This is a genomic window from Pseudomonas frederiksbergensis (assembly GCF_900105495.1).
GTDB classification, from domain to species: Bacteria; Pseudomonadota; Gammaproteobacteria; order Pseudomonadales; family Pseudomonadaceae; genus Aquipseudomonas; species Aquipseudomonas frederiksbergensis.
Genome location: NZ_FNTF01000002.1, coordinates 570,143 through 589,330, shown reverse-complemented (window position 1 = coordinate 589,330; position 19,188 = coordinate 570,143). Strand labels below are relative to the sequence as shown.

The 19,188-nt window shown below is 60.5% G+C and carries 25 protein-coding genes; 7 read left to right on the top strand and 18 right to left on the bottom strand.

Annotated features, from left to right (window positions below):
- The first annotated feature begins 29 nt into the window (after positions 1-29).
- The 5 genes from BLW70_RS03355 (at position 30) to BLW70_RS03335 (ending at position 3,261) form a co-directional block, all read left to right on the top strand.
- Positions 30-401 carry a DUF423 domain-containing protein gene (locus tag BLW70_RS03355; RefSeq protein ID WP_074871674.1) on the top strand — a complete coding sequence of 124 codons (372 nt, stop codon included), beginning with the start codon at positions 30-32 and terminating at the stop codon, positions 399-401.
- A 90-nt stretch (positions 402-491) separates the two neighbouring features.
- On the top strand, positions 492-692 hold the full coding sequence (thiS, locus tag BLW70_RS03350) for a sulfur carrier protein ThiS (protein WP_007897898.1): 201 nt from the start codon (positions 492-494) through the stop codon (positions 690-692).
- Between the two features lie 63 nt (positions 693-755).
- A complete protein-coding gene (locus BLW70_RS03345; protein ID WP_008068101.1) occupies positions 756-1,550 on the top strand; it encodes a thiazole synthase in 795 nt (264 codons plus the stop codon).
- A 9-nt stretch (positions 1,551-1,559) separates the two neighbouring features.
- Positions 1,560-2,285 carry a tRNA (guanosine(46)-N7)-methyltransferase TrmB gene (gene trmB / locus BLW70_RS03340; RefSeq protein WP_074871670.1) on the top strand — a complete coding sequence of 242 codons (726 nt, stop codon included), beginning with the start codon at positions 1,560-1,562 and terminating at the stop codon, positions 2,283-2,285.
- A 184-nt stretch (positions 2,286-2,469) separates the two neighbouring features.
- A complete protein-coding gene (locus tag BLW70_RS03335) occupies positions 2,470-3,261 on the top strand; it encodes a hypothetical protein (RefSeq protein ID WP_074871668.1) in 792 nt (263 codons plus the stop codon).
- A 139-nt stretch (positions 3,262-3,400) separates the two neighbouring features.
- Here BLW70_RS03335 and BLW70_RS03330 read toward each other — a convergent pair whose 3' ends face one another.
- The 10 genes from BLW70_RS03330 to BLW70_RS03280 all read right to left on the bottom strand — a co-directional run bounded on the left by BLW70_RS03330 (position 3,401) and on the right by BLW70_RS03280 (position 10,417).
- On the bottom strand, positions 3,401-3,724 hold the full coding sequence (locus tag BLW70_RS03330) for a DUF3392 domain-containing protein (protein WP_074871666.1): 324 nt from the start codon (positions 3,722-3,724) through the stop codon (positions 3,401-3,403).
- A 22-nt stretch (positions 3,725-3,746) separates the two neighbouring features.
- Positions 3,747-4,952, bottom strand: coding sequence for a radical SAM family heme chaperone HemW (gene hemW / locus BLW70_RS03325; protein WP_074871664.1), 1,206 nt, complete (start codon positions 4,950-4,952; stop codon positions 3,747-3,749).
- Positions 4,949-5,545: an RdgB/HAM1 family non-canonical purine NTP pyrophosphatase gene (gene rdgB / locus BLW70_RS03320; protein ID WP_074871662.1), complete on the bottom strand. Its 597-nt coding sequence runs from the start codon at positions 5,543-5,545 to the stop codon at positions 4,949-4,951. Before rdgB ends, hemW begins: the two co-directional genes overlap by 4 nt.
- Positions 5,542-5,976 carry a DUF4426 domain-containing protein gene (locus BLW70_RS03315; RefSeq protein WP_074871661.1) on the bottom strand — a complete coding sequence of 145 codons (435 nt, stop codon included), beginning with the start codon at positions 5,974-5,976 and terminating at the stop codon, positions 5,542-5,544. The genes rdgB and BLW70_RS03315 overlap by 4 nt, the downstream gene beginning before the upstream one ends.
- Positions 5,977-6,002: 26 nt before the next feature.
- On the bottom strand, positions 6,003-6,623 hold the full coding sequence (gene metW, locus BLW70_RS03310) for a methionine biosynthesis protein MetW (protein ID WP_074871659.1): 621 nt from the start codon (positions 6,621-6,623) through the stop codon (positions 6,003-6,005).
- A 7-nt stretch (positions 6,624-6,630) separates the two neighbouring features.
- On the bottom strand, positions 6,631-7,770 hold the full coding sequence (metX, locus tag BLW70_RS03305; protein ID WP_074871658.1) for a homoserine O-succinyltransferase MetX: 1,140 nt from the start codon (positions 7,768-7,770) through the stop codon (positions 6,631-6,633).
- A 198-nt stretch (positions 7,771-7,968) separates the two neighbouring features.
- Positions 7,969-8,265, bottom strand: a complete 297-nt coding sequence (locus tag BLW70_RS03295; RefSeq protein ID WP_074871655.1) for a DUF167 domain-containing protein — start codon at positions 8,263-8,265, stop codon at positions 7,969-7,971.
- A complete protein-coding gene (locus tag BLW70_RS03290; RefSeq protein WP_074871653.1) occupies positions 8,265-8,852 on the bottom strand; it encodes a YggT family protein in 588 nt (195 codons plus the stop codon). The genes BLW70_RS03295 and BLW70_RS03290 overlap by 1 nt, the downstream gene beginning before the upstream one ends.
- Positions 8,853-8,876: 24 nt before the next feature.
- Positions 8,877-9,695 (bottom strand): pyrroline-5-carboxylate reductase, encoded by an 819-nt coding sequence (gene proC, locus BLW70_RS03285; RefSeq protein ID WP_074871651.1) that lies wholly within the window; start codon positions 9,693-9,695, stop codon positions 8,877-8,879.
- Positions 9,696-9,730: 35 nt separating this feature from the next.
- On the bottom strand, positions 9,731-10,417 hold the full coding sequence (locus BLW70_RS03280; protein ID WP_074871650.1) for a YggS family pyridoxal phosphate-dependent enzyme: 687 nt from the start codon (positions 10,415-10,417) through the stop codon (positions 9,731-9,733).
- 55 nt (positions 10,418-10,472) lie between these two features.
- Between BLW70_RS03280 and BLW70_RS03275 the strand changes: the two genes are divergently transcribed.
- Positions 10,473-11,507, top strand: a complete 1,035-nt coding sequence (locus BLW70_RS03275; RefSeq protein ID WP_074871648.1) for a type IV pilus twitching motility protein PilT — start codon at positions 10,473-10,475, stop codon at positions 11,505-11,507.
- A 128-nt stretch (positions 11,508-11,635) separates the two neighbouring features.
- Here the strand turns inward: BLW70_RS03275 and BLW70_RS03265 are convergent, their stop codons facing one another.
- Positions 11,636-12,253 carry a C40 family peptidase gene (locus BLW70_RS03265; protein WP_074871646.1) on the bottom strand — a complete coding sequence of 206 codons (618 nt, stop codon included), beginning with the start codon at positions 12,251-12,253 and terminating at the stop codon, positions 11,636-11,638.
- Between the two features lie 250 nt (positions 12,254-12,503).
- On the opposite strand from BLW70_RS03265, the gene BLW70_RS03260 reads away from it, so the two are divergent.
- On the top strand, positions 12,504-12,923 hold the full coding sequence (locus BLW70_RS03260) for an NINE protein (RefSeq protein ID WP_074871644.1): 420 nt from the start codon (positions 12,504-12,506) through the stop codon (positions 12,921-12,923).
- Between the two features lie 94 nt (positions 12,924-13,017).
- Here the strand turns inward: BLW70_RS03260 and BLW70_RS03255 are convergent, their stop codons facing one another.
- The 7 genes from BLW70_RS03255 to gshB all read right to left on the bottom strand — a co-directional run bounded on the left by BLW70_RS03255 (position 13,018) and on the right by gshB (position 19,115).
- Positions 13,018-14,289, bottom strand: a complete 1,272-nt coding sequence (locus tag BLW70_RS03255) for a dihydroorotase (protein ID WP_074871642.1) — start codon at positions 14,287-14,289, stop codon at positions 13,018-13,020.
- Positions 14,286-15,290: an aspartate carbamoyltransferase catalytic subunit gene (locus BLW70_RS03250; RefSeq protein WP_074871640.1), complete on the bottom strand. Its 1,005-nt coding sequence runs from the start codon at positions 15,288-15,290 to the stop codon at positions 14,286-14,288. The genes BLW70_RS03255 and BLW70_RS03250 overlap by 4 nt, the downstream gene beginning before the upstream one ends.
- Positions 15,291-15,317: 27 nt before the next feature.
- The gene (gene pyrR / locus BLW70_RS03245) at positions 15,318-15,821 is read right to left on the bottom strand and encodes a bifunctional pyr operon transcriptional regulator/uracil phosphoribosyltransferase PyrR (protein ID WP_008152613.1); all 504 of its coding nucleotides are present in this window, start codon (positions 15,819-15,821) and stop codon (positions 15,318-15,320) included.
- Between the two features lie 84 nt (positions 15,822-15,905).
- The gene (gene ruvX / locus BLW70_RS03240; protein WP_005792259.1) at positions 15,906-16,343 is read right to left on the bottom strand and encodes a Holliday junction resolvase RuvX; all 438 of its coding nucleotides are present in this window, start codon (positions 16,341-16,343) and stop codon (positions 15,906-15,908) included.
- On the bottom strand, positions 16,343-16,915 hold the full coding sequence (locus BLW70_RS03235; RefSeq protein ID WP_074871638.1) for a YqgE/AlgH family protein: 573 nt from the start codon (positions 16,913-16,915) through the stop codon (positions 16,343-16,345). Before BLW70_RS03235 ends, ruvX begins: the two co-directional genes overlap by 1 nt.
- Positions 16,916-17,184: 269 nt before the next feature.
- Complete coding sequence (locus BLW70_RS03230; protein WP_074871636.1) at positions 17,185-18,084, bottom strand: energy transducer TonB; 900 nt, start codon at positions 18,082-18,084, stop codon at positions 17,185-17,187.
- Between the two features lie 77 nt (positions 18,085-18,161).
- On the bottom strand, positions 18,162-19,115 hold the full coding sequence (gene gshB, locus BLW70_RS03225; protein ID WP_074871634.1) for a glutathione synthase: 954 nt from the start codon (positions 19,113-19,115) through the stop codon (positions 18,162-18,164).
- Positions 19,116-19,188 lie beyond the last annotated feature (73 nt).

Sequence of the window (19,188 nt, the reverse complement as noted above, 5' to 3'; positions counted from 1 at the left end):
CTGTGGATCGAGTCTGACTGGAGTTCTTCATGCTGCGTGGCTTTCTGATGCTGGCCGCTTTTTTCGGCTTCACCGGCGTTGCCCTTGGCGCGTTCGCCGCCCACGGCTTGAAAAGCCGCCTGACACCCGAGTACCTGGCGATTTTCCATACCGGCGTCACCTATCAGTTGGTGCACACCTTGGCACTGCTGGGCGTTGCGCTGCTGGCCACGCAGATTCCCGGTCGCCTGATCACATGGGCGGGTGCATCGTTCGTCGTCGGCATCCTGCTGTTTTCCGGCAGTCTGTACCTGTTGACCATGACCGGCGTGAGCAAGCTCGGGATCATCACTCCCTTCGGCGGGCTGGCATTTCTGGTCGGCTGGTTGTGCCTGGGGCTTGCCGCCTGGCGGTTGAGCTGACCGGGCAGTCCATTTCATGACGAATGGCTTGGGTCGCCAAGACTGATCGGGCTAGAATGCCAGCCCCTAAAAATGATGGCGGCATTCGGCATGCGCATTCAGTTGAACGGCGAATCCCTTGAACTGCCCGACGGTGAAACCGTTGCGGCCCTGCTGACCCGTCTGGAACTGACCGGACGCCGGGTGGCGGTTGAACTCAATCTGGATATCGTCCCGCGCAGCCAGCACGCAGAAACCACCCTAAATGATGGTGACTCCGTAGAAGTCGTGCACGCCATCGGCGGCGGCTAGTCGTCTGGCCCAAGAGGCCACAGAATTATTCTGCAAGAACCTCACCCCTACAGAGGATTTCCCATGAGCATCGTTCGTAGCGACAAGCCCTTCGTCCTGGCCGGTCGTACTTACCAGTCGCGTTTGCTGGTAGGCACCGGCAAGTACCGCGACATGGAAGAAACCCGCCTGGCCATCGAAGCCTCGGGTGCCGAGATCGTCACCTTCGCCGTGCGCCGCACCAACCTCGGCCAGAACCCGGGCGAACCGAACCTGCTCGAAGTCCTGTCGCCGGATCGCTACACCTTCCTGCCTAACACTGCCGGTTGCTTCGACGCTACCGAGGCTGTGCGCACCTGCCGCCTGGCCCGTGAGCTGCTCGGCGGCCACAACCTGGTGAAGCTGGAAGTGCTGGCGGATCAGAAAACCCTGTTCCCCAACGTGATCGAAACCCTCAAGGCCGCCGAAGTGCTGGTCAAGGAAGGTTTCGACGTGATGGTCTACACCAGCGATGACCCGATCATCGCCCGTCAATTGGCGGAAATCGGCGTTATCGCAGTGATGCCGCTGGCCGGTCTGATCGGTACAGGCCTGGGGATCTGCAACCCGTACAACCTGCAGATCATCCTCGAAGAAGCCAAGATTCCTGTGCTGGTGGATGCCGGTGTCGGTACTGCTTCCGACGCCACCATTGCCATGGAGCTGGGTTGCGAAGCGGTGCTGATGAACTCGGCCATCGCCCACGCCCAGCAGCCGATCATGATGGCTGAAGCCATGAAACACGCCATCGTGGCAGGTCGCTTGGCCTACCTCGCCGGCCGCATGCCGAAAAAACTCTATGCCAGCGCCTCCTCGCCGCTGGATGGTCTGATCAAGTAAGAGCCATTGATGACTGAATCAAACGACACGCCAATCCAGACGGAAGAAGGCGACGAGCGCCAACACCGCCGCATCAAGAGCTTCGTGATGCGCGCCGGTCGCATGACCGAAGGCCAGCAACGCGGTCTGGAACAGGGTACGCCGCTGTTCGTGCTGCCGCTGGCCGACGCGCCGGTGGACTTCGACCAAGTGTTCGGTCGCGCGGCACCGCGCTCCCTGGAAATCGGTTTCGGCATGGGCCATTCGCTGCTGGAAATGGCCGCGGCCTCGCCGGAACAGGATTTCATCGGCGTGGAAGTGCACCGTCCGGGTGTTGGTGCGCTGCTCAATGGCGTGCTCACTCAGGGCCTGACCAACCTGCGGGTCTACGATTGCGACGCGATCGAAGTGCTCAACCGTTGCATCGCCGACAACAGCCTCGATCGCCTGATGCTGTTTTTCCCGGACCCGTGGCACAAGAGCCGTCACCACAAGCGCCGTATCGTTCAGGCGTCTTTCGCTGAGCTGGTGCGCAGCAAGTTGAAGGTCGGCGGTGTGCTGCACATGGCCACGGACTGGGAACCGTACGCCGAGTACATGCTGGAAGTGATGAACGTTGCGCCGGGTTATCGCAACCTGGCCGAAGACGGCAAATGCGTCCCGCGCCCGACCGAGCGCCCGATCACCAAGTTCGAACGCCGCGGCGAACGTCTTGGGCATGGCGTGTGGGACCTGAAGTTCGAAAAACAGTCTTAAGCCCTACGCAATACAAACTGTGGGAGCGGGCTTGCTCGCGAAGACATCGTGTCAGTCGACATTAAAGTTGAATGACACACCGCTTTCGCGAGCAAGCCCGCTCCCACATTTGTTTTGTGCCGGATTCAAGAATGATGCTTGGCCGCCGAAAGCTCTACGTCCCCACTTGTAAAGGAAGACAAGTTTGAAAGTCATCTTCGCCTGCACGCTGTTTTTAAGTCTGCTGTTTTCTGCGGCTTGCGAGCGCGTTGTAACTCCCGATGAATACTTTGCAATCGCCCAGAGAGTGGCCGCGAAAATCCAGCGTGAAGCCGATGAAAGGATCAGGCTGGAGGCTGCCGGGGAGCCTGAAATCAAGTACAGCCCAGAGCAGCTGCGCAATGCGGAAGGTGATCTTGAGGCACTCGTAGACAATCTGAAGCGAGCGTCCGATGGCGGACATACACTTGCCACGTACTTTCTGGCTAACCTGCAGGACAATCCGATGTTCTCTGAGCGGTCGCGCAAAGAGACCTGTGGTCTTTACCAAAAAGCCATGGATCAAGGCTTGCTTGCGGCTGCGGTTGGCTATTACCACTTGTGCGATAAGGCATACGAAAGGTTTGATCTGCACAACGCGGATCACCTGAAGTACTTGCAGTCGCTGGAACAGTTGCTGAAAAAGCCCAATGTCCATGGTGACGCCTATCCGTTACCGGCCAAGCATTCCCTGTGCTTCTTCGACGAAGGGGCACCGTTACCGCAGCAGGGCGCGTTGGCGGCCATGCGGGCCCGCGCCGTCGCGCTGGTCCTGACAGAAGATCAATATCGGGCCGAGGCCAACTACATTTTGGCGCTGACGCGTGTAAACAGGAATGACCGGTATGACAGTCAAAATATTGCTGATCTGGATGAAGCTGAAGCGCTGGGCTGCAATGACTTCCATGGACTGAGCGCCATGATGCGCAATGCAGTCAAGATCGCTGAAAAGCAATAACGGGCATTCGCAATACAAACTGGGGGAGTGACGGTGCGACCTGCTCGCGAAAGCGGATGTTCATTCAACATTGATGTTGAATGTTATGGCCTCATCGCGAGCAAGCTCAGCTCCTACAGTTTTTGTTTTGTGCCTGGGATCAGCGGCGGTCGGCGACGACACCGATGAGCACCAGCACCACCAACAACACCGGTGCCAGGCTGTAGTTGTTGAACTGGCTCAGGCCTTTGATGATCCATGGCGTGGCGTAGATCAGTGCGACGCCGCTGCCGATCATGCACAGCAGGGCCATCAGCGGGACGCGCAAGGCGCCGGCGATGCTGCCCAGGCGTGCGTCGACCCAGCTTTTGATATCGGCGCCAAACAACACCAGCAGACAGCCCACCAGGGCCAGAGCGATTTCAGACAGGTTGCTACGGCTCCAGCGGGACGCGGTGGCGAGCAGGTCGAGTATCAAATCCATTCGTTTTCCCTTAAGGCTGAAATCAGCTCAGAAATGTCTGCAGCAAGTCATTGAGGAAGAGTTGTCCGCGCTCGGTGGCCGCCAGACGTGACGGTTCGACCTGCAACAAGCCACTTTGTTCGGCGACCTTGCGGCCTTCGGCGAGGCTTTCCAGGCTCATCCCGGTACGTTCCGGATACAGTCGCGATTCCACGCCCTCGGTCAGACGCAAGGCGTTCATCAGGAACTCGAACGGCATTTCTTCATTGGTCAGGGCTTTCTCCCCGGCCTTGAAGCTTTTGGCCGGGTTGAGGTAGTCCTTCGGCAAGCGGGTCTTCCAGGTGCGGACAATGCGCCCGTCCGGGTGGCTGAGCTTGCCGTGAGCCCCGGCACCGATGCCGATAAAGTCGCCGAAACTCCAGTAATTGAGGTTATGCCGCGCCGGACGGCCGGGCTGGGCATACGCCGAGACTTCGTATTGCGCGTAACCGTGCTCGGCCAGTAACGCCTGGCCGGCTTCCTGAATGTCCCACAGCGTGTCGTCTTCCGGCAGCGTTGGCGGCTGGTTCCAGAACACCGTGTTCGGCTCCAGGGTCAGTTGATACCAGGACAAGTGCGTCGGTTTCAGGGCGATGGCCTGGCGCAGGTCGCTCAGGGCGTCGTCCAGGGACTGATCGGGCAAACCGTGCATCAGGTCCATATTGAAGTTGTCGAACCCGGCCTGACGGGCCATGCCGGCGGCACGTACCGCTTCGTCACCGTTGTGAATCCGCCCCAGCGCTTTGAGTTTTTCTTCCTGAAAGCTCTGGATGCCGATCGACAGGCGATTGATGCCCAGCGCGCGGTAGGCGACGAACTTCTCTTGTTCGAACGTCCCGGGGTTGGCTTCCAGGGTGATTTCGATGTCGCTGGCAAACGGGATGCGCTGTTCGACGCCTTTGAGCAGACGGCCCAGGGCTTGAGCACTGAACAGGCTCGGCGTGCCGCCCCCAAAGAAGATCGAACTCAGCTCACGGCCATAGACCGCATGCAGGTCCTGGTCGAGGTCGGCCAGCAGCGCGTCCACATACTCTTCTTCCGGCAGCACCGGGCTGGCGGTGTGGGAGTTGAAGTCGCAATAAGGGCATTTGCGCACACACCACGGAATGTGGATGTACAACGCCAGGGGCGGCAGCACGGGGAGCGCGGCCCGAGGCGACTGGGCGGCGCCGCCGAAGATCAGCGGCGACGCGGATGAGTCGTGGATCATTTCAGGCCCAGACGCTGGCGCAGCAGATCCATTGCACGGGCGCGGTGGCTGATTAGGTTCTTGTCGCTCGGGCTCAGTTCGGCGCTGGAACATTCACGCTCCGGCACCCAGAACAGCGGATCGTAACCAAAACCGTGTTCGCCGCTGGCCGCTGGCAGGATTCGCCCGTGCCACAAGCCTTCGCAGATAATCGGCAACGGATCGTCGGCATGACGCACCAGCGCCAGCACGCAGACGAACTGGGCGCCGCGTTCGGCTTGCGGCACGTCTTTCAACACGTCGAGCAGTTTGGCGTTGTTCGCCGCATCGCCTTGGCCATCAGCATAACGAGCCGAGTAGATACCCGGCGCACCGCCAAGGAAATCCACTGCCAACCCCGAATCGTCTGCCAGTGCTGGCAGGCCGGAGATGCGCGCTGCATTGCGGGCCTTGAGGATGGCGTTCTCGACGAAAGACAGGCCGGTTTCTTCAGGCTCGACACTGCTGAACTCGCCGATCGAGCGCAAGTGCACCGATTCGCCGAGCATGGCCTGGAGTTCCTTGAGTTTGCCGGCGTTGTGGCTGGCCAGTACGAGTTGCGTGAAATTGATCATTGGCCAGGGAAAAGCTCTTGGTTGAAATTGATGGTGTTGGTTTTGTCGCCGGTTTTGACATCGATCTTGAAGGTGCGGGTTTCCTGCTGATCCACCGGGAACTGGGCGATGTAATAGATAGCGCCTTGTTCAGTGATTTCGCGGAACTTCAGGTTCACACTTTGGCTGGTGAGGTCTTTGACCGTTCCGCTGACTTGAGCCATCTGCGGTTTGCCGTCCTTGAGCACCGAAACGTTGATCACACCTTGGTTCTTGCTACGGGTGAGCTGCGCGGCCTTGGCAATGTCGGGTGTCAGGAAAGTGGAGTTGAAGGTGTTGTAATGCACCGTCACATCGCCAAATTTTTCCTGTCGGTCACCTTTTATAGTGTCAGCGGCCATGGCCGTGACGCTCAGGCAGGCAGTAAGTACAAACAGCGCTAGACGACCCATGATCATTCTCCTCGAAGTGACGCTGTTCAGACCGCGACCTTGTGGTCTTGCAGCCCGGGGCTGCTGACGCGGTAAATACCGATTTCACCTAATAGATTAGGCCATAGCTTACTGGCCCACCCGTGGCGGTGCTGTTGATCCACGGCAAGCCGATCAATGACCCTGGCTTCACGTTCGCGACATAACGCTTCAAAGTCTGCGAAGGTGCAAAAGTGGATGTTCGGCGTGTTGTACCAGGTATACGGCAGGAAATCGGACACCGGCATCCGGCCCTTGCTCGCCAGGTACCAGCGGCAGCGCCAGTGACCGAAGTTGGGGAAGGTGATGATGCACTGGCGACCGACGCGCAGCATTTCGTCGAGGATTCTGTCCGGGTAGTGCACGGCTTGCAGCGCCTGGGTCATGACCACGACGTCGAAGCTGTTGCTGGCAAAGTTGCCCAGGCCTTTGTCCAGGTCCTGTTCAATCACGTTGATGCCCTTGGCCACGCACTCGGCGATGTTGTCCGGGTCGTTTTCCAGGCCATAGCCGGTGACTTGCTTGTTATCGCGCAGCCAGGTCAGCAATTCGCCATCACCGCAACCGAGGTCGAGCACGCGGCTGCCGGCGGGGATCCATTCCTGGATGATTTCCAGATCAGCTCTCATGGCTTTCTCACAACGTAATTCGGTTCATGTAGTTGCTGAACGCCTGCAAGTAGCGCGGGATCGGAATCAGGAAGGCGTCGTGGCCTTGCGGAGCGTCGATCTCGAGGTAGCAGACGTCTTTCTTGGCCGCCATCAGCGCGTCCACCAGCTCCCGCGAGCGGGCAGGGGAGAAGCGCCAGTCGGTGGTGAAAGACATCACGCAGAACTTGGCCTGGGCGTTGGCGAAGGTTTTCGCCAGGTCATCGTCGAAGTTCGCCGCTGGATCGAAGTAGTCCAGCGCCTTGGTCATCAGCAGGTACGTGTTGGCGTCGAAGCGCCCGGAGAACTCTTCGCCTTGATAGCGCAGGTAGCTTTCGACCTGGAATTCGACGCTGTGGAAGTCGTAGTTGAGCTTCTCGCTCTTGAGGCCACGACCGAATTTCTCACCCATCGAGTCATCGGAGAGGTACGTGATGTGCCCGACCATCCGCGCCAGCATCAAGCCACGCTTGGGAATTACGCCCGCTTCCTGGAACGAACCGCCGTGGAACTCGGGGTCAGTGAGGATCGCCTGGCGCGCCACTTCGTTGAACGCGATGTTCTGCGCCGACAGCTTGGGGGCCGAGGCGATAGCCAGGCAGTGGCGAATGCGATCCGGGTAGGTGATGCTCCATTGCATCGCCTGCATGCCACCGAGACTGCCGCCAATCACGGCGGCCCATTGGCCAATGCCGAGCAGGTCTGCCAGGCGCGCCTGGCTGTGAACCCAGTCTTCCACGGTCAGGACCGGGAAGTCGGCGCCAAACGGCTTGCCGGTTTCCGGATTGACGCTGCTCGGGCCGGTAGAGCCGTTGCAACCGCCGAGGTTGTTCAGGCTGACCACGAAGAATTTGTTGGTATCAATTGGCTTGCCGGGGCCGATGCAGCTGTCCCACCAACCGGGTTTGCGGTCGTCGGGGCTGTGGAAGCCGGCAGCGTGATGATGACCGGACAGCGCGTGGCAGATCAGCACGGCGTTGCTCGCCGCGGCATTCAGCGTGCCGTAGGTTTCGTAGATCAGGTCATAAGCTGGGAGCGAACGGCCGCAGGCCAAAGCCAGGGGTTCGCTGAAGTGCGCCACTTGCGGCGTCACCAGACCAACAGAATCGGGGGGAAAGGCAGCTGGCATCGACCCTGCTCTCGTTGAAATGAGGCGTAAGTCTAAAGACCGCTGACCCTAGCAGCAAGCTAACTTCCCCACCACTAACGATCGTTCCCACGCTCTGCGTGGGAATGCCTCGCTGGACGCTCTGCGTCCGCTTCGGCTGGGACGCGGAGCGTCCCGGGCTGCATTCCCACGCGGAGCGTGGGAACGATCATGATGCGGTCAGCCTGTCGGGCGCGCCAGATCCGGCAAATCCGGCAGCTTCTTCGGCGAGCAAATCCGCACTCGCTTTTGCCGGTTCAACTCACCGCTGATCAGACTCACCTGACTCTTGGACACCCCAAACGCCTTGGCCAGAAACGCCATCAAATACGCATTGGCTTTGCCTTCAACCGGCGGCGCCGTCAGGCGAATCTTCAATCGATCCCCGTGCAGCCCGCAGAAGTCATCGCTGCGGGCTGCCGGTTGCAGGTGACACTCCAGAATCAGGTCGTCACCGTCCCAGCGAAAGTAGCTCATCAGATCAGGCCGAGCAGCCCCTGCGGCATGAGGGCGTAGTACGCAAGGCGTGGGATCAGCCAGCTTTGCAGCAACTGGATCACGATAAACGCGAAGATCGGCGAGATGTCGAGGCCGCCCAGGCTCGGAATGATCCGGCGGAACGGGGCGAGTACCGGTTCAGTAATCTGAGCGACCAGCTCTGCGCCCGGATTGTGGCTCCTTGGGGCAACCCAGGAGAGGATCACACTGATGATCATCGCGTAGAACAGAATGTTCAAAAACAGCGAGAAGATCGCGATCAGCGCCCAAGGCACCAACAGTAGCCAGTCGACCGCGAAGCCCTTGAGCAACAGGATGACGGCGATCAGCAGCATCTGCACGATCAGCGCCAGCACCAGTGACGACATGTCCAACCCGAACATGCTCGGGATGATCCGGCGCAGAGGCTTGAGCAGCGGTTGAGTGGCTTTCACGATGAACTGGCAGAGCGGGTTGTAGAAATTCGCCCGAACCAATTGCAGGATGAAACGCAAAAGCACGATCAGCAGGTACAGGCTGCCCAAGGTTTTGATTATGAAAATGGCAGCGTCGTTGAGTCCGAGCATCATTGATTCCTTTGTAAGAGCTGATTAACGACCCAGTTGCTCGGCCATCTCGGCCGAGCGGTGCGCAGCGGCGCCGAGTGCTTTTTCTACCAGGGCTTCGAAGCCACCGGCCTGGAACGACTTGATCGCCGCTTCCGTGGTGCCCGCAGGCGACGTCACGCGGCGCCGCAGTTCCGCAGCGTCGACGTCACTGGCCACGGCCATGTGAGCAGCGCCCAAAGCGGTTTGCAGGGTCAGTTGTGCAGCGATGTCTGCCGGCAGGCCGAGCTTCACGCCGGCGGCGGTCATGGCTTCGATCAGCAGGAAGAAGTACGCCGGACCCGAGCCGGAAACGGCGGTGACCGCGTCCAGTTGCTGCTCTTCATCCAGCCACAGGGCGATGCCAACGGCGGACAGCAGTTCTTGCGCCTGTTGGCGTTGTTCGGTGCTCACTTCAGCCGTGGCGAACAAACCGCTCACGCCCTGGCGCAGTAGCGCCGGGGTGTTGGGCATGCAACGCACGATCGGTTGGGCGCCGAGCCAGTTGTTCATGCTGGCGCAGGTGATGCCGGCGGCAATCGAGACCACCAGTTGATTGGGCTTGAGGCTTGGGCGAAGCGCTTCGCAGACGGCTTTCATCGCTTGAGGTTTGACCGCCAGTACGACGACATCGGCGCCCTGGATGGCGTCGGCGTTGTCGGCGAATACCTCGATGCCGTGTTCAGCGTTCACGCGAGCGCGGGTTTCGGCGCCCGGATCGCTGGCGCGGATCTGCGCGGCGTCCAGACCTTTGGCGCGCAGGCCGCCGATCAGACTGGCGGCCATGTTGCCGGCACCGATAAAGGCAATACGAGTCTTGCTCATGTCAGGTCCTTATAAAGAGAGGAGTCAGCCATATTTCAAGGCTGACCATAGTCGCGGGCGCCAAACAGGGCCGTACCGATACGGACCCAGGTGGCGCCCATGGCGATGGCCGACTCAAGGTCGTGGCTCATGCCCATGGAAAGTGTGTCGAGCGGCAGGTTCAGGCTGGCTTGCAGGCTTTGCACGGCAGCAAAAGCGGCATCCTGGGCGGCGCGATCTTCGGTCGGCTCGGGGATTGCCATCAGCCCGCGCAGCTTGAGGCGCGGCAGTTTGCTGATGGCATCGGCCAAGGCCGGCAGGTCGGCCGGGGTGCAGCCGGACTTGCTGGCTTCACCGCTGACGTTGACCTGGATGCAGATGTTCAGTGGGGGTAACTCTGCAGGACGTTGTTCGGACAGGCGTTGTGCGATTTTCAAACGATCCACGGAATGCACCCAGGCGAAGTGCTCGGCGATAGCGCGAGTCTTGTTCGATTGAATGGGGCCGATGAAGTGCCAGATCAAGGGCAGGTCGGCCAATTCGAGCTGTTTGCTCAAGGCTTCCTGCAAGTAGTTCTCGCCAAAGTCGCGGAGGCCGGCGGCATACGCTTCGCGCAGGGCCTCGGCCGGCTTGGTCTTGCTCACGGCCAATAGCTGGACGCTGTCTGCGTCGCGCTTTGCGGCAAGGGCGGCAGCGTGGATGCGTGAACTAACCTGAGCGATGTTGTCTGCTATCGTGGACATCAAGAGGCGCCGGCGGCTGAAGGTTCGCGGCATTCTACTGGAATTGAGGAACGCTATGGATATCACTGAGCTGCTGGCTTTCAGCGCGAAACAGGGCGCATCCGACTTGCATCTGTCTGCCGGCCTGCCCCCGATGATTCGGGTCGACGGCGATGTGCGGCGCATCAACCTGCCGGCCCTGGACCACAAACAGGTGCAGGCGCTGATCTACGACATCATGAACGACACGCAGCGCGTGGACTTCGAGAAGCACCTGGAGACCGACTTCTCCTTCGACGTGCCCGGCGTGGCGCGTTTTCGGGTTAACGCGTTCAACCACAATCGCGGTGCTGGCGCGGTGTTCCGGACCATTCCGTCCAAGGTCCTGAGCATGGAAGACCTCGGTATGGGGGAGGTGTTTCGCAAGATTACCGAAGCGCCGCGGGGGCTGGTGCTGGTGACCGGGCCGACCGGTTCCGGCAAATCCACCACTTTGGCGGCGATGATCGATCATCTGAACAGCCATCGTCATCAGCACATCCTCACCATCGAAGACCCGATCGAGTTCGTCCACGAGTCGCGCAAATGCTTGATCAACCAGCGCGAAGTCCATCGTGATACGCGCAGTTTCGCCACGGCGCTGCGCTCGGCCCTGCGGGAGGATCCGGACGTGATCCTGGTGGGGGAAATGCGCGATCTCGAGACCATTCGCCTGGCGTTGACCGCCGCCGAAACCGGCCACCTGGTATTTGGCACGCTGCACACGACATCGGCGGCGAAAACCATCGACCGGGTGGTGGACGTGTTTCCGGGAGATGAGAAGTCGATGGTTCGCTCGATGCTGTCCGAGTCGTTACTGGCGGTGGTGTCGCAGACGTTGATCAAGAAGATCGGCGGCGGGCGGATCGCGGCCCACGAAATCATGCTCGGCACGTCAGCGATCCGTAACCTGATCCGCGAAGACAAGGTGGCGCAGATGTACTCGTCGATTCAGACCGGGGGCAACCTGGGGATGCAGACGCTGGATATGTGCTTGAAGGAGCTGGTAAGCAAGGGCTTTATCAGCCGCGAGCATGCGCGGGAGAAAGCGCGCACGCCGGATGGTTTTTGAGGGGGAGTAGATCGTTCCCACGCTCTGCGTGGGAATGCCTCAATGGACGCTCTGCGTCCGCTTCGGCAGGGACGCGGAGCGTCCCGGGCTGCATTCCCACGCAGAGCGTGGGAACGATCAGTGCCGGATTAGCGTTGAACAACCTGCAGGGTGTTCTTCTCTTTCGGCATAACCCGCTTGGCCACCACGTAGTGTTTTTCCCAGTACGGTTTCTTCAGGGTGTCGATGCTCACCGACTTGCCACGACGCGGCGCGTGGATGAAGCGGTCGTTGCCCAGGTAGATGGCAACGTGATTGACCCGACGACTCTTGATGTTGAAGAAAATCAGGTCGCCAGGCTTCAGATCCTTGCGATCGACTTTGTCGCCATGACCGCTGGCCATCGCATTGGACGTGCGCGGCAGATCAAACGTGGCGTCGTTGAACGCGTATTTCACCAGGCCACTGCAGTCGAACCCTTTACTTGGGCTGCTGCCGCCCCAACGGTAGGGTGTACCGAGGACGTTAACGGCGCGGCTCAGCACGTCGCTGCTTTCCTTGCTCGCCATTGGCGGAACAAGGCCGCTTTTGCTGCTCAGTTGAGGAGCGCGTTTTACGGTCTGTTTGTTTTTGCTCGAAGGAGCAGAAACATGGGATTTAGGGGTGTAACCATTAACGTTAGGAAGACGTTGCTCACGATTGGTGGCGTGGGCGGCCAGTGGCATCAAAAGGCAAATGGTTAGCCATGTCTTGAAAAATGGACGCATTAGGCAAGGCTCATATAAGTTAGCGCGCAACTTTATAACAGCTTTTTTGGCCCTTTCGAGGCCGTTGGTCGATTCAACCTTGGGGTCAACGGAACCAAATAAGCTGAAAATAGACGCGATTGTCGGACACAACGCTTGTGCTACAAGGCTTTGACGGGACACAAGGTAGCATTTGCCATACGTCGGCCACCTGTAAAAAAGTCACAAAGATTTAAAGAATATTTATCTATCGTGTGAATCGAGGTCCTTCATGAACACCTATCAACAGCCTGTCTCGCAACAAGACACGCACAGCAAGGTGATTGGTTACCTGCTGTGGATTTTCGGTTTTACCGGCGCTCACCGCTTCTATTACGGCAAGCCGGTGACGGGGACGATCTGGTTCTTCACCTTCGGTTTGTTGGGTATCGGTTGGTTGATCGACCTGTTTCTGATCCCGGCCATGGATCGTGAAGCGGACCTGCGTTTTACCGCCGGGCCCATTGAGTACAACGTTGCGTGGATTCTGCTGACGTTTCTTGGGGTTTTTGGCGTACACCGCATGTATCAGGGGAAGTGGATCAGCGGATTGCTGTACTTGGTGACGGGCGGGTTGTTCTTTCTGGGGGTGCTGTATGACTTCTGGACGCTGAATGACCAGGTGTCGATTCGCAATGCCCAGAGTCGATAACAGCAAAGATCAAAAGATCGCAGGCTTCGCCAACTCCTACAGGGAAATGCATATTCCCGTGTAGGAGCTGCCGCAGGCTGCGATCTTTTCGGTCTTACGCCTGGTGGCTGATGCGTCCATCCACCAGGGTGTAACGCACCACGCCCGGCAGGCTATGGCCAATGAACGGGCAGTTTTCGCCTTTGGACAGCCAGGTCTCGCCGGCCACGGTCGAAGCCGCCGGGTCGAACAGGACGATGTCCGCCGGTCCACCTACCGCCAGTTTGCCCGCCGGCAGGCGCAATGCCTCGGCAGGTCCGGTGCTCAAGCGCGCCAGCAGCGTCGGCAGGTCCAGCAAACCGTCTTCCACCAGCGTCATCGCCAACGGCAGCAGCAGTTCAACGCTGCTGATACCCGGCTCGGTGGCCCCGAACGGCGCCAGTTTGGCGTCCCGCTCGTGGGGTTGGTGATGGCTGGAGATCGCCGACACCACTCCCGATTTCACCGCTTCACGCAGGCCATCGCGGTCGGCGCGGGTGCGCAGCGGTGGCTGGACGTGATAGAGGCTGCTGAAATCGATCAGCGCTTCGTCGGTCAGGATCAGCTGATACAGGGCGACATCGGCCGTCACCCGCAGGCCGCGAGCCTGGGCCTGAGCGATCAGGGCCACGCCACGGGCACTGGTGAGCTGGCTGAAGTGCGCGCGCACGCCACTTTGCTCGACCAGCAGCAGATCACGCGCCAGGGCCACGGTTTCAGCGGTTTCCGGAATGCCAGGCAAGCCGAGGAAGCTGGCGGTCGGGCCTTCGTGGGCCAGGCCACCTTCGGCCAGGTCATGGTCCTGAGAGTTGAAAATCACCGTCAGGTCGAATGTTGCGGCGTATTCCAACGCCCGGCACAGCGTGCGGGTGTTGCGGAAGCTGTCCAGACCGTTGCCGAAGGCCACGCAACCGGCATCGCGCAAGGCGACCAGCTCGGCCAGCTGTTCACCGTCCAGGCCTTTGCTCAGGGCGCCGATCGGGAACACCTTGGTGTTGCCGGCCTCGCGGGCGCGGTCGAGGATCAGCTCGGCCACGGCCGAGGTGTCCAGCACCGGTTTGGTTTTCGGCGGGCAGCACAGGCTGGTGACACCACCGGCCGCGGCAGCGCGGGTTTCGCTGACGATTGAACCTTTACGGCTGTAGCCCGGCTCGCGCAGGGCGACGTTCAGGTCAACCAGCCCAGGGGCGGCGACCAGGCCTTTGGCGTCGAGGGTGTCGACGGCGACAAAACCGGCGGGCGCGGTGCCAAGGGCAATGATCTTGCAGGCTTCAATATGGATATCGGTAACTTGATCCAGGCCGCTGGCCGGATCGATGACGCGGGCGCCGAGAATGCTGAGCTTCACTGGGCGTTCTCCTGCTCGAATTGGCGCTGGGCAGTCTGCCCGCTCATGGCCATGGACAACACAGCCATACGAATTGCGATGCCGTAGGTGACCTGGTTGAGGATGACCGAGTGCGGGCCGTCGGCCACCGCCGACTCAATCTCCACGCCACGGTTGATCGGCCCCGGGTGCATGACGATGCAATCCGGTTTGGCGCCGGCCAGGCGCGCGGTGGTCAGGCCGAACAGGCGGTAGAACTCACCTTCGCTCGGCAGCAGGCCGCCGGTCATGCGTTCACGCTGCAGGCGCAGCATGATCACCACGTCGACGTCTTTCAGGCCTTCGGTCATGTCGGTGTAGACCTTCACGCCATACTGCTCGACGCCGATTGGCAGCAGGGTTTTCGGCGCGATCACGCGGATGTCCGGGCAGCCGAGAGTTTTCAGCGCGAGCATGTTCGAGCGCGCCACCCGCGAGTGCAGGATGTCGCCGACGATGGCTACGGAAAGGTTTTCGAAACCGCCCTTGTGCCGACGGATGGTGAGCATGTCGAGCATGCCCTGGGTCGGGTGGGCGTGACGGCCGTCGCCGCCGTTGATGATCGCCACTTGCGGGCAGACATGTTCGGCGATGAAGTGCGCCGCGCCGGAATCACCGTGACGCACGACGAACATGTCGGCGGCCATGGCTTCCAGGTTGCGCAGGGTGTCGAGCAGGGTTTCGCCCTTGCTCGCCGACGACGTGGACACGTTCAGGGTGATCACGTCCGCCGACAGCCGCTGGGCGGCCAGTTCGAAGGTGGTGCGGGTGCGGGTGGAGTTCTCGAAGAACACGTTGCACACGGTCTTGCCGCGCAGCAACGGGACTTTCTTCACCGCCCGGGCGCCGACTTCGAGGAACGAGTCGGCGGTGTCGAGGATTTCCGTCAGCAGCTCGCGGCGCAAACCGTCGAGCGAGAGGAAGTGGCGCAGCTGGCCCTGATCATTGAGCTGCAGCGGGCGCTTGGTTTCTAGAGGCGTCATCGCGAGGGGGACTCTCAATAGGGCGAATTAAAGGGCGAGGTCTTGCAGTTCGAGCTTGAGTTCCGGGCCGGACAGCTTCACCCGTTCGTGGGCGGCCAGCGACAAAGTCGCGCCGACCACGTTAGGGCGGATCGGCAGCTCGCCGGCGTCCAGGTCCAGCAGGCAGACCAATGTCACGCTGGCCGGGCGGCCGTAGTCGAACAGCTCATTGAGGGCGGCGCGGATGGTCCGGCCGCTCATCAGCACGTCATCGATCAGCACCAGGTGCTGGCCTTCGATCTCGAACGGCAGGGCAGACGGGCGTACTTGTGGGTGCAGGCCGTTCTGGCTGAAGTCGTCGCGGTAGAAGGAGACGTCCAGGGTGCCGAGGGGCGAGTCGCTGCCCAGTTCATCGAGCAACGCCTGGGCGACCCAGACGCCACCGGTACGAATACCGATGTAGCGCGGCTCGCTGATGCCACGGTGTTCCAGGTGCGCCTTGAGACGGGTCGCCATCTGGCTGATCAGTTCGGCGGGATTGGGCAGGCTCATGGTTGCTCCTTCTTGGGCCCGAGCCGGGTTCTGCTGGAGAGGTGGCTCGGGTTGTCGCTAAGTAGAGACGCGTGTTGCGGCTCTTCAGGATTCGAACAATGCGGTGTTTTCGTCGAGCCAGCCTTGCAGCAGCAGGGCGGCGGCGATGGCGTCCACCGGGTTGTCGCGGTAGCTGCCCTTTTGTCCGCCACGATCACGCCGTTCACCCTTGGCTTCGAAGGTGGTCAGGCGTTCATCGTGGGTATAGAAGGGCAGGTTGTAGCGGCCGTTGAGGCGGCGGGCGAATTTCTCAGCGCGCAGGCACATGTCACTCGGCGTGCCGTCCATGTTCAAGGGCAGGCCCACCACCACGGCATCGGGTTTCCACTCTTTGATCAGGGCTTCGACCTGATTCCAGTCAGGAATACCGTTTTGTGCCTTCAAGGTGCACAGCTCGCGGGCCTGGCCGGTAATCACCTGGCCGACCGCAACGCCGATCTGTTTGGTGCCGTAGTCGAAACCCAAAATCAGGCGCAGGGCCATCAGGCGTGTCCCGCCTGGCTGGTCAGCAGGCTGAGATTGACGCCCAGGTGCTTGGCCGCTGCTTCCAGGCGCAGTTCGCTGCTGGTGTTGAACAAGATTTCGGCATCGAACGGGCAGGTCAGCCAGGCGTTCTGGGCCAGTTCGGCTTCCAGCTGCCCGGCTTCCCAGCCAGCGTATCCGAGGGCGATCAGGCTTTTTGCCGGGCCGACGCCGTCGGCGATGGCGAACAGCACGTCCTGGGAGGTGGACAGGGCCAGTTTCTCATCGAGCTCGACGGTGGCCTGATAGCTCTGCCCCGAGGGGTGCAGGACAAAACCGCGGTCGGTCTGGACCGGGCCGCCGATGAAGATCGGCACATGCTGGCAGAGCACCGGCGGTTCGATCTCGGGGCGCAGTTGCTCGAGGATATCGGCCAGGTTGAGGTCTTGCGGACGATTGACCACCAGGCCCATGGCACCATTGGCCGTGTGCTCGACGATGTAGGTCAAGGTGTGCGCAAAGTTCGGGTCGACCATGTGAGGCATGGCGATCAGGAAGTGATGCTTGAGGTAGCTGGGGCTGACGTTCTTCATGAGCGCTAGTGTGGCGTTGGAGGCGCAAACTGACAAGCTGAGGATGGCGCAATTTGGCAGTTGGCACAGACCAAATGTGGGAGCGAGCCTTTGTGGCGAGGGGGTTTAGCGAAACGTCGCACCGCCCCGTTCGGCTGCGCAGCAGTCGTAAAACCATTGTATGCGGTGTGCCGGTCATAACGGGGTTGCAAGCTTGGGGTCGCTTCGCGACCCAACGGGGGCAAGCCCCCTCGCCACAAAGGCCTGCTTCCACAGGGGGGTGTGGGGGGTCAGTTGCTGGAGAGTCTGTCCCCGCGGGCAAACTTCCAGGTGCGGATGATTTCCAGGCGATCGATATCCGCCAAATCCCCGGTAAACGGTGAAAACGGCGCGGCCAGCCGCACGATGCGCTGCGCCGCCTGGTCCAGCAGCGGTTGCCCGGAGGATTCCAGCACCAGCACTTCAAACAGCGAGCCGTCGCGGTTGATCGAAACCATCAGGCGCAAATTGCCGTAGATCTGCTTGCGTCGCGCTTCGTCGGGGTAATTCAGGTTGCCGATGCGCTCGACCTTCTTGCGCCACTCGTCCTTATACCAGGCGCCCTTGTCGCGCATGGTCGACGCGGCACTCAGGCGGTGGATCCGCGGGCGCTTGGCATACAGCTGTTGTTCGCTGGCCAGTTCCGCTTCCAGGCTGGCGATGTCGCTGGACAGCTGTTCACTGTCGAACGTCGGCGCGGCGACTGCAGGTTTGGTGACGGGCTTGGGTTCTTCGGTTTTGGCCGGGGCCTTTTTCGGCTTGGGCGCGACGGTCGTCACGGCTGCTTTCGGTGCGGCTTCGCGCACTTCGGGCTTGGCCGCCGGCGGTGGCGTGACTTTCTGCACCTTGTTGTCCTGGAAAGGCGCGACCTCGGTGGTCTTGGGAATGGCCTTTTTATCCAGGGTGCCGCTGCCTTGCTGATTCTCTTGAGCGAGGAAATCGGCTTTTTCAGGCTTCTTTTCGCTTTTGAAGGTGGCGAGGGTGATTTCCAGGGTTTTGCTGATTTGCTGGGGTTCGACCATCGTAAAGCCGACGCCCAACAGCAAGGCCAGGTGAATCAGCGCCGCGAGAAACAGAGTAAAACCGAGGCGATCAGCCGGGCGCACGCCACGATGGGCGAGTTCAGCAGGTAGATCGGACGGAAGCGTCATGACAAAAAAACCAACATCGCGTTTTTCACAGGCCGCGGATGATAACGCAATGTTGGTCGTTTCTTGGCTGTTCTATATCAACGGGCCTTGAGCTTCTGATCGATGGCATCCATCAACAGGCCGCCGATGTCGGTGCCAAACGCGTTATCGATCTCGCGAATGCAGGTCGGGCTGGTGACGTTGATTTCCGTCAGATGCTCGCCGATCACGTCGAGACCGACGAACAACAGGCCTTTTTCGCGCAGGGTCGGGCCGACTTGTGCGGCGATCCAGCGATCTTTCTCGGTCAGCGGTCGGGCTTCGCCACGGCCACCGGCAGCGAGGTTGCCACGGGTTTCGCCAGCGGCCGGAATTCGTGCCAGGCAATAATCCACCGGCTCACCGTCGATCATCAGGATGCGCTTGTCGCCATCGACGATTGCCGGCAGGTAACCCTGGATCATGATCTGCTGTTTGCCATGCAGGGTCAGTGTCTCAAGGATTACCGACAGGTTCGGGTGGCCAGCGGTGTGACGGAAGATCGAAGAACCGCCCATGCCATCCAGCGGCTTGAGGATCACGTCGCCGTGGTGATCGGCGAATTCACGCAGTACGTCCGGGCGACGGCTGACGATGGTCGGCGGCGTGCACTGCGGGAACAGCGTGGCGAACAGTTTTTCGTTGCAGTCGCGCAGGCTTTGCGGCTTGTTGACCACCAGCACGCCAGCGCGTTCGGCTTGCTCCAGCAGGTAAGTGGAATAGACGAATTCCATGTCGAACGGCGGATCCTTGCGCATCAGGATCACGTCCAGATCGCTCAGCAGCGCGTCGGTCTCGGCTTCGAGCTCGAACCATTTTTCCGGGTTGGCGAAGACTTTCAACGGACGCATCCGCGCCCGCGCTTCGCCTTCGGCCTGGTACAAATCCCCCTGTTCCATATAGAACAGTTCCCAGCCGCGCTTCTGTGCGGCCAGCAGCATGGCCAGCGAGCTATCCTTTTTGTAGGAAATGCCGGCAATAGGATCCATGACAATCCCGACACGAACGCTCATGGGTTTTTCCTCGAATTTGGGTGGTCCGATCGGACACGAAAAAGTGGCGTCAGATTGGCGCTCAGTGTGTTCC